Annotated in this window: 14 protein-coding genes; 6 read left to right on the forward strand and 8 right to left on the reverse strand. The window is 64.2% G+C overall.

All coding sequences use genetic code 11. From position 1 onward, the window contains the following. Nucleotides 1-5 precede the first annotated feature (5 nt). Together LPJ38_RS15740 and LPJ38_RS15745 are read right to left on the reverse strand one after the other, a co-directional pair. The gene (locus LPJ38_RS15740; RefSeq protein WP_145637148.1) at nucleotides 6-308 is read right to left on the reverse strand and encodes a DUF6496 domain-containing protein; all 303 of its coding nucleotides are present in this window, start codon (nucleotides 306-308) and stop codon (nucleotides 6-8) included. An 87-nt stretch (nucleotides 309-395) separates the two neighbouring features. After that, on the reverse strand, nucleotides 396-590 hold the full coding sequence (locus LPJ38_RS15745; protein ID WP_145637151.1) for a DUF3072 domain-containing protein: 195 nt from the start codon (nucleotides 588-590) through the stop codon (nucleotides 396-398). 116 nt (nucleotides 591-706) lie between these two features. On the opposite strand from LPJ38_RS15745, the gene LPJ38_RS15750 reads away from it, so the two are divergent. Both LPJ38_RS15750 and LPJ38_RS15755 read left to right on the forward strand, forming a co-directional pair. Continuing rightward, a complete protein-coding gene (locus LPJ38_RS15750; protein WP_145637154.1) occupies nucleotides 707-925 on the forward strand; it encodes a hypothetical protein in 219 nt (72 codons plus the stop codon). Nucleotides 926-940: 15 nt separating this feature from the next. Further along, nucleotides 941-1,150, forward strand: a complete 210-nt coding sequence (locus LPJ38_RS15755; protein ID WP_145637157.1) for a hypothetical protein — start codon at nucleotides 941-943, stop codon at nucleotides 1,148-1,150. An 83-nt stretch (nucleotides 1,151-1,233) separates the two neighbouring features. On the opposite strand, the gene LPJ38_RS15760 is transcribed toward LPJ38_RS15755, so the two are convergent. Both LPJ38_RS15760 and LPJ38_RS15765 read right to left on the reverse strand, forming a co-directional pair. After that, nucleotides 1,234-1,476: a hypothetical protein gene (locus LPJ38_RS15760; protein ID WP_145637160.1), complete on the reverse strand. Its 243-nt coding sequence runs from the start codon at nucleotides 1,474-1,476 to the stop codon at nucleotides 1,234-1,236. 95 nt (nucleotides 1,477-1,571) lie between these two features. Then, the gene (locus tag LPJ38_RS15765; protein WP_145637163.1) at nucleotides 1,572-1,829 is read right to left on the reverse strand and encodes a hypothetical protein; all 258 of its coding nucleotides are present in this window, start codon (nucleotides 1,827-1,829) and stop codon (nucleotides 1,572-1,574) included. A gap of 140 nt (nucleotides 1,830-1,969) precedes the next feature. Here LPJ38_RS15765 and LPJ38_RS15770 point away from each other — a divergent pair, with 140 nt between their 5' ends. Next, entirely contained in the window at nucleotides 1,970-2,191 is a 222-nt protein-coding gene (locus tag LPJ38_RS15770) for a hypothetical protein (protein WP_145637166.1), read from the forward strand. On the opposite strand, the gene LPJ38_RS15775 is transcribed toward LPJ38_RS15770, so the two are convergent. Further along, complete coding sequence (locus LPJ38_RS15775) at nucleotides 2,188-3,678, reverse strand: HWE histidine kinase domain-containing protein (protein ID WP_145637169.1); 1,491 nt, start codon at nucleotides 3,676-3,678, stop codon at nucleotides 2,188-2,190. The genes LPJ38_RS15770 and LPJ38_RS15775 overlap by 4 nt on opposite strands. 14 nt (nucleotides 3,679-3,692) lie before the next feature. Beyond that, nucleotides 3,693-9,992 (reverse strand): HAMP domain-containing protein, encoded by a 6,300-nt coding sequence (locus tag LPJ38_RS15780; RefSeq protein WP_145637172.1) that lies wholly within the window; start codon nucleotides 9,990-9,992, stop codon nucleotides 3,693-3,695. A gap of 261 nt (nucleotides 9,993-10,253) precedes the next feature. Here LPJ38_RS15780 and LPJ38_RS15785 point away from each other — a divergent pair, with 261 nt between their 5' ends. Next, a complete protein-coding gene (locus tag LPJ38_RS15785) occupies nucleotides 10,254-10,538 on the forward strand; it encodes a hypothetical protein (RefSeq protein WP_167520544.1) in 285 nt (94 codons plus the stop codon). Between the two features lie 9 nt (nucleotides 10,539-10,547). Here LPJ38_RS15785 and LPJ38_RS15790 read toward each other — a convergent pair whose 3' ends face one another. Continuing rightward, on the reverse strand, nucleotides 10,548-11,063 hold the full coding sequence (locus LPJ38_RS15790; protein WP_145637180.1) for a DUF4142 domain-containing protein: 516 nt from the start codon (nucleotides 11,061-11,063) through the stop codon (nucleotides 10,548-10,550). Between the two features lie 93 nt (nucleotides 11,064-11,156). Between LPJ38_RS15790 and LPJ38_RS15795 the strand changes: the two genes are divergently transcribed. Both LPJ38_RS15795 and LPJ38_RS15800 read left to right on the forward strand, forming a co-directional pair. Then, nucleotides 11,157-11,351: a hypothetical protein gene (locus tag LPJ38_RS15795; RefSeq protein ID WP_145637183.1), complete on the forward strand. Its 195-nt coding sequence runs from the start codon at nucleotides 11,157-11,159 to the stop codon at nucleotides 11,349-11,351. 318 nt (nucleotides 11,352-11,669) lie between these two features. Beyond that, complete coding sequence (locus LPJ38_RS15800) at nucleotides 11,670-11,873, forward strand: hypothetical protein (protein WP_145637186.1); 204 nt, start codon at nucleotides 11,670-11,672, stop codon at nucleotides 11,871-11,873. Between the two features lie 142 nt (nucleotides 11,874-12,015). Here the strand turns inward: LPJ38_RS15800 and LPJ38_RS15805 are convergent, their stop codons facing one another. Continuing rightward, nucleotides 12,016-12,264 carry a hypothetical protein gene (locus tag LPJ38_RS15805; protein WP_167520545.1) on the reverse strand — a complete coding sequence of 83 codons (249 nt, stop codon included), beginning with the start codon at nucleotides 12,262-12,264 and terminating at the stop codon, nucleotides 12,016-12,018. Between the last annotated feature and the right edge of the window lie 103 nt (nucleotides 12,265-12,367).

Below are 12,367 nucleotides of genomic sequence, written 5' to 3' on the forward strand. Positions count from 1 at the left end.
CAAAGTCAGCGCGAGCGCTTGGCGGACTTCCGCTTCGACGTTTCCCTGGAAGATTTCTTGCTCTTGGAAGATTTCTTGGCGGTCTTCTTCTTGGACGTCGTGCGCTTGGATGCCTTCTTCGGGACCTTCTTGCCCTTCTTGCGGGCCTTCGACAGCCCGATCGCGATCGCCTGCTTGCGGCTCTTCACGCGTCCGCCGCGACCGCCACGCCCGCTCTTCGCGGTCCCCTTCTTGTAGCGCCGCATCTCGCTTTCGACATCGCTGCCGGAGCTGCGTGAGTAGCGGCGCTTCTTTGCCTTGCGTGCCATGCCTGTTCTCCCTTGGCCGGGGAAGAACCGTTCCACACAGGCATGGTTCCGAAGTCAGGCGAGCAACGGACCGGCTGGCCGGGCAGCCTAGAACGAATTCGCCAGCTCGATCTCGGCTTCCAGCACCTGGATGCGCCGCGCAGCCTCGGCGGACGACAGATCGCGCGCATATTGTGCCGGCTGATACGCCTCTTCGCTGAGCCGCTTCAATCTCAGTCCCTGCGTCCGGGTCATCCGCTCGCTCAGAAAAACCCTGGCATCATATTTGGCCTGAACCTGCATGTCGCTCCTCCGTTCTGGAAATCGTGACTTGACTATATGTTCTTATTTTGTTCTAACAAGCCATGGACAATAGGATTAATGAAATTCGCCGTAAAATCAGCGCCTTGAGGCTGGAGATGGCCGACGTCGAGGCGTCCGTGCGCGATCTCGTCAATCGCGATTGCGACTGCGCCGAACACGCCCTGGTTCAGATCGATCTGCGCCGCAAACTCAACCTGCTCATCGAGGAATGGAAGGCGGCCGGGGGCGGCGATGCTCTGCCTGATGTCCGCGGCCGGATGCGTCTTCGCGCCGTGACGAAGGACAAGCCGGCAAGCATATTGGTTCGCAGCTGAGACATGGGGGGCGCGATGGAGGAAGACCCGGACGATTACCGGATCCTGAAATTGCGCGCCGAGATTCTGGAATTGGGTTCTGCCATCAGGCAATTGCAGCGCGAGGGCCTCGAGGATGCTGCGGCCCAACTCCTGATCGCGCGCAAGCGGGCGCTGCTCGATCGTCTCGCAAAAAACAGTCCCGCAACGCGCAGCCCTAACGTCACTGACATCCGGCGCAGCTAAGCGCCGACCATGTGGCGCGAGAGGGTTTACGTGAAAGTCCCGCGCAGAACGCGGGACTTTTGAATCGGCTTACCGTGCAGAGCTCACTTGGCGTTATTCGTGCCGCCCTTGTTGGTCATCGTGCCGCCCTGGTCGGAGCCCGGACCAGAGCCGCCCTGACCGGAGGGATCGGCGCCCTTGGAGGTCTTGGTGTTGGCGCCGGTGGTCTGCGACGATGACATCGAGGATCCATGCTTTGCCTTGTGCGACTTCGCCTGCGCGGCGAAGGGTGCGGCGGCGAGGCCGGTTGCCAGCATCACGGCGAGTGCGAGCTTGGTCGTCTTCATGTAAGGGAACTCCCTGAGTTAAATTGACGCAGGCGGCCAACGGCCGTTGGTCGCAGGAGTTCCCCGACAAAGCGTCTCCCTACGTCACGGATGCTTCAAGATTGGTTGTTCTCTTCCAGGATGAACACGACGCCGGTCAGCGTGGCGCCGATCGTGAACGTCGTCACCAGTGTGAGGACGAAGACGATGGCGGCCTGGCTTCCGCCGTTCTTGAGCAGGTTGGCGACGGCTGGATTGCACAGAATGAGCGCGAGGCTGAAGGAAAGGCCGAGCGCTGCGCCCATCATCGCGTGTGTCATCAGCTTGATGAGGCCGGTGGGAGAGATCAGGTCGGACGACTTTTTCGCGCGCATGGAACAATGTCCCGAGCTGGCTTGCAAACGCACGCGGCATTCACTGGTTCCATCCGGATGAAGGAATTGTCATCGCCGGCTTCATCCGACGTTCATGCCGGGCTTGCGAAGATGACGCCATCAACACGGGAATAGTCGATATGGGCAAGGTAGTCTTTCTGTACCGCTCGCTGGCCTATCGCAATGCGGCCGCGGACATCCTGCGTAAGGCACGCAAGCTCCCGCGCGGCGCAGAACGAAGTGCGGCTCGCCGCTATGCGAAGGCGTTACGCGATCTCTCCCGAACGGAAGCCTGGCTCGAAGGACGCATTGCGCGCGATCCACGAACCGAGCAGCGCATGACGGGCGCGGCGTCCGGTTAGCCGGAGGCGCGCTGCAATTCGGCCGCGGCTGCGGCATCGAACTTGCCGGGTCCGGTGGTCGCCGCGGTCTTGCGCGTCAACGGCACCTCCAGGCGGCACAACAGGCCCTCGGCACGCCAATCGAATTGCGCCTGTCCGCCGAGCTGGGACTCGACGCTCGCAAGCAGGCTCCGCGTTCCGAAGCCGCGGGATTTCGGCGTCCTGACCAGCGGGCCGCCGGATTCCTCCCAGGTGAGCGTGAGGCGGTCGTCCTCGGCCTGCCAGGCGATTATGAGCCGTCCCGACCGCGTCGACAGCGCGCCATACTTGGCCGAGTTGGTGAAGAGCTCGTGCAGAGCGAGCGCTAGCGTCTGGGCGGTTGCCGGCAGCAACTGAACTTCGGGGCCTGCCAACTTGATCTGGCCGCCCAGCGAATAGGGCGCAAGCTCCTCGTCGATCAGCTTGGAGAGCTCGGCGCCCTGCCAGCTCGACAGTGACAGGATGGTGTGGACGCGCGCCAGCGCGTTGATGCGCCCCTCGACGGCATTGACATAGGCCTTGACCTCGTCGGCCCGGGTGAGGCGCACGATCGATTGCGCCAACGCCAGCGCATTCTTGGCGCGATGGTCGACTTCCCGCGCAAGGAGATTCTGCCGCTCCTCGGCGCGCTTGCGTTCGGTGATGTCCACGGTGACGCCGCTCACCCGCACCACGCGGCCGTTATCGTCGATGGTTGCGGCCGCCGTGCCGACGCACCAGCGCACCTCCCCGTCGGGCCGCACGATGCGGAATTCGGTTTCATAGGCGCGCGTGCCGCTGTTGAACTCGGCGATCGCCTTGCGCAACTGGTCGACGTCATCGGGATGCAGCAACGCCTGGACGTTGGCCGGATTGACCTCGAATCTCTCCGGGCCGACGCCGAAGATGCGATACTGGCCTTCGTCCCACATCCAGTCGCCGGTGATCCAGTCCCAGTCCCAGGAGCCCATCTTGCCGGCGGCGATCGCCATGCTGCGCCGCTGCTCGCTTTCGCGCAGCTTGGCGGTGGAGTTTTCCAGCTCGGCGGTGCGCGCGCGGACGCGGTCCTCGAGCTCCTGGTTCAGTCGCTCGAGCTCGCGCGTCTTGCGATAGAGTTCGGAGAACACCTTGATCTTGGCGCGCAGCACCTCCGGCACGACCGGCACCGGAACGTAATCGACCGCGCCCATCTCGTAACCGCGCAACCGATCGATGTCGCTGACCTGAATGGCAGAGATGAAGATCATCGCGGTCTTCTGGAAGCGCGGATGCTCGCGGATCATCGCGGCGAGCTCGAAACCGTCGAGCTCGGGCATGCAGACGTCGACCAGGATCACCGCGATCTCGGTCTTGAGCAGGACCTCCAGCGCCTCGCGTCCGGACGAGGCGATCACGAGGTTCTCGCCGAGGTCTTTCAATATCACCTCATAGGCGAGCAGCTTGGCAGGCTGGTCGTCGACGAGCAGGATGTTGACCTTTTCGTGGTCCATTCGCGGATCCAAACTCAGCGGTGCAGCCACATGCGGATCGCAAGCAGCAATTGATCGGTGTTGACGGGTTTGGCGAGGTAGTCGGACGCACCGGCTTCCAGGCATTTCTCACGATCGCCCTTCATCGCCTTGGCGGTCAGCGCGATGATCGGCAGCCGCGCAAAGGACGGATTCTCTCGGATCACGCCCATGGTCTGATAGCCATCCATCTGCGGCATCATGATGTCCATCAGCACGATGGCGATTTCCGGATTGGATTCGACCAACGCAACCGCCTCGCTGCCGGTCGTGGCCGTCAGCACCTTCATGCCGCGCCGTTCCAGCACGCTCGACAGCGCGAAGATGTTGCGGGCGTCATCATCGACGAGCAGGGCCGTCTTGCCGATCAGGTCCTCGTCGGAACTGTTCAGCTTCTCCAGCATGCGCTGCTTCTCGACCGGCAGTTCCGTGATGACACGGTGCAGGAACAGCGCGGTCTCGTCGAGCAGGCGCTCCGGCGACTCGACGCCCTTGACCACGATGCTGCGCGCCATGGTGTGGAGTTCCGCATCCTCTTCCGCGGAGAGCTCGCGGCCCGTGAACACCACGACCGGGATGTTGGACAGCGCCTCGTCGTTGCGGATCTGGTCGAGCACCTCGAAGCCGGTCATGTCGGGCAGCCTGAGGTCGAGCACCACGCAGTCGCAGGGCTGCTCGCGCAGCGTCGAAAGCGCGCCGGCACCGGTGTCCGTTGCCACGATCTCGATGTCGTCGTGGTGCAGCAGCTCGCGGATCGAGAGCCGTTCGGCCTCGTTGTCCTCGACGATCAGGAGCCGCTTGCGCCGCGGCCGCGCATATTCCTTGATCTGCGTCAGCGCGGCGGAGACGCCTTCCGTCGTCGTCGGCTTGTTGACGAAGGAGAAGGCACCACGCGCCAAGGCGTGCTGGCGGTCCTCGTCGAGGGTGATGATCTGCACGGGGATGTGGCGAGTCAGCGGATTGTGCTTGAGCTGGCTCAGTACGGTCCAGCCCAGCATGTCCGGCAGGAACACGTCGAGGGAGACGGCCGTCGGCTGGTACTGCTTGGCGAGCTCGAGTGCTTCGGCGCCGCGGGCCGCGACCAGCACCTTGAATCCCTTGTCGCGCGCCAGATCGACCAGCACGCGTGCATAATGCGGGTCGTCCTCGACGATCAGGAGGATGGTGTCGCCGGGCTCGAGATTGAGCCGGTCGTCGGGAAGCTGCTCAATGACGCGCTGCTGCTGGTCGGGCGCGGCCGGCTGGAGTGCCGGCGGCTGGTTGTACTGCTGCGGCGCAGGCGCTGCGCGCGGTGCAAGCGTCGGGCCGGAATATTTCAGCGGCAGATAGAGCGTGAAGGACGAGCCCTTGCCCGGCGAGCTGCGCAGGTGGATTTCGCCGCCGAGCAGGCTCGCGAGCTCGCGGCTGATCGCAAGTCCTAGGCCAGTGCCGCCATATTTGCGGCTGGTGCCGGCATCTGCCTGCTGGAACGCTTCGAAGATCAGCTTCTGCTTCTCCAGGGGAATACCGATGCCGGTATCGGACACCTCGAACGCGATCACGGCCGGCGCCGAATTCAGCACCGGGTGATCGGTGCCCCAGCCGCCGACCGCTCCGGCGACCGTGAGGCGCACCTCGCCTTCGGCAGTGAACTTGAAGGCGTTGGAGAGCAGGTTCTTCAAGACCTGCTGCAAGCGCTTGGAGTCGGTGACGATGCTGCGCGGCAGGTTCGGATCGATGTCGATCTTGAACGATAGGTTGCGGTTGTCCGCCTCGTGCCGGAACGGCCGCCCGACGGTCTCGAGCAGGTTCGCAGTCAGGATCTCCTCGGCGTCGACCGTCACCGTGCCGGACTCGATCTTGGAGAGATCGAGAATGTCGCTGATCAGATTGAGCAGGTCGGTGCCGGCGCCGTGGATGGTGCGAGCGAATTCGACCTGCTTGGCCGAAAGGTTGCCGTCCGGATTGTCGGTGAGCTGCTGTCCGAGGATCAGGATCGAGTTCAGCGGCGTGCGCAGCTCGTGGCTCATATTGGCGAGGAACTCGGACTTGTATTTCGAGGTCAGCGCGAGCTCGGTCGCCTTTTCCTCCAGCGCGCGGCGGGCCTGCTCGATCTCCTGGTTCTTGCGCTCGACCTCGACGTTGCGTTCGGCGAGCTGCTGCGCCTTCTGCTCGAGCTGGTCGTTGGTCTGCTGCAATTCGCGCTGCTGGGTCTGGAGCTCGCCGGCGAGCTGCTGCGACTGCTTGAGCAGGCCTTCGGTCTGCATCGTCGCTTCGATCGAGTTGAGCACGATGCCGATGGAGTCGGTGAGCTGCTCCAGGAAGGTCATCTGCGACGTCGTGAAGGAGACGAGCGAAGCGAGCTCGATCACGGCCTTGACCTGGCCTTCGAACAGCACCGGCAGCACCACGAGATTCTTCGGCGCGACGCGGAACAGCGCCGAGTTGATCGGCACCACGTCGGAGGGAATGTCGCCAACCACCCGGGGCCGCTTGTCGAGGGCGCATTGGCCGATCAGGCCTTCGCCGAACTGGAGCACGCGCTGATAGGGGTAGATGCCGTCGCTGGCGTAGGACGCCAGCAGCAGGAGCTGCGGATTGTCCTCGCTCTCGACCTGGTAGATCACGCCGGTATGGGCGTTCACCAGCGGTGACAGCTCGGTGAGCAGCAGCCGGCCGACGGTGGTGAGGTCGCGCTGGCCCTGGAGCATGTTGGTGAACTTGGCGAGGTTTGTCTTCAGCCAGTCCTGCTCGGTGTTCACGTCCGTCGTCAGACGGAGATTCGTGATCATCGTGTTGATGTTGTCTTTCAGCTCGGCGACCTCGCCGCGGGCGTCGACCTGGATCGACCGCGTCAGGTCGCCCTTGGTCACGGCGGTCGCGACTTCCGCGATCGCGCGCACCTGAGAGGTGAGGTTGGCCGCGAGCAGGTTGACGTTGCCGGTCAGGTCCTTCCAGGTTCCGGCGGCGCCGGGCACGTTGGCCTGACCGCCGAGGCGGCCCTCGACGCCGACCTCGCGCGCCACCGACGTCACCTGATCGGCGAAGGTCGCAAGCGTCTCGGTCATGTTGTTGATGGTGTCGGCGAGCGCCGCGACTTCGCCCTTCGATTTCACGGTGAGGTTCTGCTTGAGATCGCCGTTGGCGACCGCGGTCACCACCTTGACGATGCCGCGGACCTGCTCGGTCAGGTTCGCGGCCATGAAGTTGACGGTGTCGGTGAGATCCTTCCAGGTGCCCGCGACGCCGGGCACCTGCGCCTGGCCGCCGAGCTTGCCCTCGGTGCCGACCTCGCGGGCGACGCGCGTCACTTCGCCGGCGAAGGCGTTGAGCTGGTCCACCATGGTGTTGATGGTGTTCTTCAGCTCGAGGATCTCGCCCTTCACGTCGACGGTGATCTTGCGCGAGAGGTCGCCGCGCGCCACCGCCGTGGTGACTTCGGCGATGTTGCGGACCTGCGTCGTGAGGTTGGCCGCGAGCAGGTTGACGTTGTCGGTGAGGTCCTTCCAGGTGCCGCCGACGCCGGGCACGACGGCCTGGCCGCCGAGCCGTCCCTCGGTGCCGACCTCGCGCGCGACGCGCGTCACTTCCGCCGCGAAGGAGCGCAGCTGCTCGACCATGGTGTTCAAGGTGTCCTTGAGCAGCAGGATCTCACCGCGCACGTCCACCGTGATCTTCTTCGAGAGGTCGCCGCCGGCGATCGCGGTCGCGACCTCCGCGATGTTGCGGACCTGGGCCGTCAGGTTGGAGGCCATGAAGTTGACGTTGTCGGTGAGGTCCTTCCAGGTGCCGGCGACGCCGGGCACTTCGGCCTGACCGCCGAGCTTGCCTTCGGTGCCGACCTCGCGCGCCACGCGCGTCACTTCGCCGGCGAAGGCGTTGAGCTGGTCCACCATGGTGTTGATGGTGTTCTTCAGCTCGAGGATTTCTCCCTTCACGTCCACGGTGATCTTGCGGGAGAGGTCGCCGCGCGCCACCGCGGTGGTCACTTCGGCGATGTTGCGGACCTGGGCGGTGAGGTTGCCCGCCATCGAGTTCACGCTGTCGGTGAGGTCCTTCCAGGTGCCGGCGACGCCGGGCACGTTGGCCTGACCGCCGAGGCGGCCCTCGGTGCCGACCTCGCGCGCAACGCGCGTCACCTCGCCCGCGAAGCGGTTGAGCTGGTCGACCATCGTGTTCAGCGTTTCCTTCAGCTGCAGGATTTCGCCGCGGACGTCGACCGTGATCTTGCGGGACAGGTCGCCGCCGGCGATCGCGGTCGCGACCTCCGCGATGTTGCGGACCTGGGCGGTCAAATTGCCGGCCATCGAGTTCACGGAGTCGGTCAGGTCCTTCCAGGTGCCAGCAACGCCGGTGACTTGGGCCTGACCGCCGAGCTTGCCGTCGGTGCCGACCTCGCGCGCCACGCGCGTCACTTCGCCTGCGAAGGCGTTGAGCTGGTCGACCATGGTGTTGAGCGTTTCCTTCAGCTGAAGGATTTCGCCCGACACGTTCACCGTGATCTTCTTGGACAAATCGCCCTTCGCCACCGCGGTCGCGACTTCGGCGATGTTGCGGACCTGACCGGTCAGGTTCGAGGCCATCGAGTTGACCGAGTCCGTCAAGTCCTTCCAGGTGCCGCCGACGCCGCGCACGACGGCCTGGCCGCCGAGCTTGCCTTCGGTGCCGACCTCGCGCGCCACGCGCGTCACTTCGCCTGCGAAGGCGTTGAGCTGGTCGACCATCGTATTGATGGTGTCCTTCAGCTCGAGGATTTCGCCGCGCACGTCCACCGTGATCTTCTTCGACAGGTCGCCGCCCGCGACCGCCGTCGTCACCTCTGCGATGTTGCGGACCTGCGCGGTCAGGTTCGAAGCCATCGAGTTGACGCTCTCCGTCAGGTCCTTCCAGGTGCCGGCGACGCCGAGCACGTTGGCCTGGCCGCCGAGCCGTCCTTCAGTGCCGACCTCGCGCGCGACGCGCGTCACTTCGCCGGCGAAGGCGTTGAGCTGGTCGACCATCGTGTTCAGCGTTTCCTTCAGCTGAAGGATCTCGCCCGACACGTTCACCGTGATCTTCTTGGAGAGGTCGCCGCCGGCGATCGCGGTGGCGACGTCGGCGATGTTGCGGACCTGTGCGGTCAGGTTCGACGCCATGAAGTTGACGTTGTCGGTGAGGTCCTTCCATGTGCCGGCCACGCCCGGCACCTGGGCCTGGCCGCCGAGCTTGCCCTCGGTGCCGACCTCGCGCGCGACGCGCGTCACTTCCGAGGCGAACGAGTTGAGCTGGTCCACCATGGTGTTGATGGTGTCCTTCAGCTCCAGGATTTCGCCGCGCACGTCCACGGTGATCTTGCGCGACAGGTCGCCGCGCGCCACGGCCGTCGTCACGTTGGCGATGTTGCGCACCTGCGCGGTCAGGTTGCCGCACATCGCGTTGACGGAATCGGTGAGGTCCTTCCAGGTGCCGGCGACGCCGGGCACGATCGCCTGTCCGCCGAGCTTGCCGTCGGTGCCGACCTCGCGCGCCACGCGCGTCACTTCGGAGGCGAAGGAGCGCAGCTGGTCGACCATCGTGTTGATGGCTTCCTTGAGCTGGAGGATCTCGCCGCGGACGTCGACGGTGATCTTCTTCGACAAGTCGCCGTTGGCGACCGCGATCGTCACCTCGGCGATGTTGCGAACCTGGTTGGTTAGGTTGTTCGCCATCGAGTTGACGCTCTCGGTCAGGTCCTTCCAGACGCCGGTCACCTCCGGCACCTGGGCCTGGCCGCCGAGCTTGCCCTCGGTGCCGACCTCGCGCGCCACGCGCGTCACCTCGGAGGTGAACACGCCGAGCTGCTTGATCATGGTGTTGACGATGTTGGCCGACTGCAGGAATTCACCCCGCAGCGGCCGGCCGTCGACGTCGAGCTTGACGGTCTGGAGCAGGTCGCCTTGCGCCACCGCCGCGACCGCCCGCGTCACCTCGCGGGTCGGCCACAGCAAATCGTCGATCAGCGTATTGACGGAGCCTTCCATGTCGGCCCAGGAGCCGGAGGCGAGGCCGAACTTGACGCGCTGGCGAGTCTTGCCCTCGCGCCCCACCACCTGGCCGACCAGCTCGAGCTGTTGCGCCATGCGCTGGTTGGCCGCGATGATTTCATTAAAAGTGTCGGCAATCTTGCCGTCGATGCCAAGATAATCGCCGCTCATCCGCACCGAGAAGTCGCCGCTGCGCATCGCCTGCAGGGCGAGCAGCAATTCCGCCCGGGAATCTGGGTCCGACATATCGCTGTTTTTTGGCTTTGGGACGCGACGACCGGAGCGTGATGCAGTTCCGGGATCGAGGTCGCTCATACTTGATTCCCCCGCAGGCGTCGGCCGAATCCAAGGCGTGACGCGTTCAGTCAAAATAGAGCGTCAGCCTAATTCGAAATCAAGCGCCAAGGTGCGGCGCGAGAATGTGGAACCTGCTTTGCTCAGCCCGATGTCAGTAACGTCCATCCCCCCGAATTGGTTCCATGCCAGGTCCAGAGATTTGGCCTCCGCCCGGCGGCCCGATACCCTTCGGAACGGAGCTGCGGCCCTGCGGTTACCCAGCAGGACAGGAGGACGCAAATGAAAGCTGGATTGGCTGCCATCATCGCCGTGTTGTTTGCCGGATCGGCCCTCGCCCAGGGCGGCGAGCCCAGCGGTCGTGGGGCCGTGACCGGCGATCCAGCCGCAAGCTCGGCGACCCCCCGTGCCGATACGCCGACCACGGGTACGGCCAACCGGTCGAACCCCAGCGGCAGCGGCACTTCGACCTCGGGCGGGAAGGACGACAATAGGGATGGAGGCCGGGACAAGATGCCGGAGAGCAACCGGACAGTGCTTCCGGAGAGTCAGCAACGTCCGAAGTAGGAGAGCGGACTACTTGTCCGCCATGGTGCGCTCGGCGGCCTTGACCTGTGCGCGCAGCAGAGGCAGCTGTTCGCGCGCGAAGGCTGCAAGCGCGGCATTGTCGGGCGCCTTCAGGTAGCGTTCGAGCAACTCAATGGTCGCTTCATATTCGGGAATCTGCGAGGCGTAAAAGCTTCTGACGTAGGTGGGTCCGTCCGAAGTTTCAGGCTCGACGAGGCTCGCGCTGGCCGACGCCGTCTTGCTGACGCGGGGTTCCGCACCGATCGTCTCTTGGATGTGTTTCAGCGCCTTGTCGCGCTTGGCCGCTTCCTCGGCGCGCAATGCGGCAAGATTCTTGACCTCCGCATTGCCCTTCAGGTCGGTGCTTTCCAACAGGCCCTGCTGGAAGCGGCTGAAGGCATAGAGGCCGCTGATGACGTCGGTTGCGCTCGGCGGCGTGCGGTCGCCAAGCTTACGGTCGCCCGTGCTGTCGGCAAGCGCTGCGGTGCTGATGGATGCCAGGATGATCGCGACAAAGATTCGCATCGATGCCAACGAACGATGGCACGCCAAGTTCCCGAACGTTACGATGTCGTAAGGGCATTGCGACCACGGAGTTCCGTCCCCACGTCTTTCTGCATGAAACAGTCTGACATTTTCAGGGATAACGCCGACAACTGTCTTCAGCTCGCCGAGCGAGCTGAAGGGCAACCCGCTTACAAACGCTATTCGCGTATGGCGGACGCCTGGACGGCGCTTGCGAAGGAACAGGATTGGCTGGACGGGGAAATCCCGCCGCTCACGGTCCATCTCCCCCAGAAGCAGGACAGGTAGGCGCCTGTGGAGCCGTGTGTGAATCCGCGCACGGAATGCAAAAGACCGGTCCAGGATCATCCGTGAACGGTCCATCGCATTGATGTTCGATTCCAGAAGGAGGTTTGCAATGGCTCCACGTCTGGCTCTTGTGTCACTGATCCTCGCTTTTGGCGTTTCGGTCGCGTTCGCGACGGTCACGACAGTACGGCAGGTGCATCTGGAAAAGGCATCGGCCGCGGTCCACGCGGCCCACAGTTAGCGGCGGTCTTGATGCGCCGGAACAATCGACGGGCCTGCGCGTAACGCTTCGAACATCAAGAGAGGCGAGAGCAGATCATGGCCCATTCCGACCACGGTATCGTCAAGGACAAGCGGGCGGAGGAGCAGCCGCGCGATAAGCAGCGTGCGCAATCTGTGCACAAGACCGATCCCAAGGGCTCCCCCACGCGGGAGGCGACGCGCGATCCCAAGCTGAACGATGAGAGCAAGACGCCGGGTTCCGGTGCGATGCCTGACGGATCAAGCGACGCTACGGGGTAGCCGTCACGCGGAACGAATCCCCGCGCGAAGAGTCGACGGATTGCTTCCGGTTGTCATGCCCCCGGTGCGCCGGAAGCAATCTCCAAGGACGGCCTCGGCACCCTGTGCCGGGGCCGTTTGCTTGGGCGAACGGCTCTGCGGATTACTTCTCGGCCTCGCCCTCTGAATCTCCCTGGGTGTGTCCGTCGGGTCCGCGGCCGAATACGCCAAAACTGCTGGACTTCACGCCGGCTGCCGCATCGACGCCCGCCGCAGCCAGCCCGAATTTGAGCAGTTCGCGCACCGCGGCAGCTCGCGTCGGCATGCGATGCTTGAATCGAAAATCATCGATGGCGGCCAGCTCTTCCGGCGAGAGCATGACCTGCAGGCGCTCGGCGCGAAGGTCGTTCATGGTCGATCACGCGAATTGAGCAGGTTGAGTAACTTACTCAACCTGCGAGCTCCGAGCAAGTTCCACAAGTAGCGGAGGAATCCCTAAGTGAGTAGGAAATACA

Source organism: Bradyrhizobium daqingense (genome assembly GCF_021044685.1).
Lineage (GTDB): Bacteria > Pseudomonadota > Alphaproteobacteria > Rhizobiales > Xanthobacteraceae > Bradyrhizobium > Bradyrhizobium daqingense.

Coding starts and splice junctions, on each gene's coding strand:
- LPJ38_RS15740 (WP_145637148.1), bottom strand. CDS start 308: ATGGCACGCAAGGCAAAGAAGCGCCGCTACTCACGCAGCTCCGGCAGC.
- LPJ38_RS15745 (WP_145637151.1), bottom strand. CDS start 590: ATGCAGGTTCAGGCCAAATATGATGCCAGGGTTTTTCTGAGCGAGCGG.
- LPJ38_RS15750 (WP_145637154.1), top strand. CDS start 707: ATGGCCGACGTCGAGGCGTCCGTGCGCGATCTCGTCAATCGCGATTGC.
- LPJ38_RS15755 (WP_145637157.1), top strand. CDS start 941: ATGGAGGAAGACCCGGACGATTACCGGATCCTGAAATTGCGCGCCGAG.
- LPJ38_RS15760 (WP_145637160.1), bottom strand. CDS start 1,476: ATGAAGACGACCAAGCTCGCACTCGCCGTGATGCTGGCAACCGGCCTC.
- LPJ38_RS15765 (WP_145637163.1), bottom strand. CDS start 1,829: ATGCGCGCGAAAAAGTCGTCCGACCTGATCTCTCCCACCGGCCTCATC.
- LPJ38_RS15770 (WP_145637166.1), top strand. CDS start 1,970: ATGGGCAAGGTAGTCTTTCTGTACCGCTCGCTGGCCTATCGCAATGCG.
- LPJ38_RS15775 (WP_145637169.1), bottom strand. CDS start 3,678: ATGGACCACGAAAAGGTCAACATCCTGCTCGTCGACGACCAGCCTGCC.
- LPJ38_RS15780 (WP_145637172.1), bottom strand. CDS start 9,992: ATGAGCGACCTCGATCCCGGAACTGCATCACGCTCCGGTCGTCGCGTC.
- LPJ38_RS15785 (WP_167520544.1), top strand. CDS start 10,254: ATGAAAGCTGGATTGGCTGCCATCATCGCCGTGTTGTTTGCCGGATCG.
- LPJ38_RS15790 (WP_145637180.1), bottom strand. CDS start 11,063: ATGCGAATCTTTGTCGCGATCATCCTGGCATCCATCAGCACCGCAGCG.
- LPJ38_RS15795 (WP_145637183.1), top strand. CDS start 11,157: ATGAAACAGTCTGACATTTTCAGGGATAACGCCGACAACTGTCTTCAG.
- LPJ38_RS15800 (WP_145637186.1), top strand. CDS start 11,670: ATGGCCCATTCCGACCACGGTATCGTCAAGGACAAGCGGGCGGAGGAG.
- LPJ38_RS15805 (WP_167520545.1), bottom strand. CDS start 12,264: ATGAACGACCTTCGCGCCGAGCGCCTGCAGGTCATGCTCTCGCCGGAA.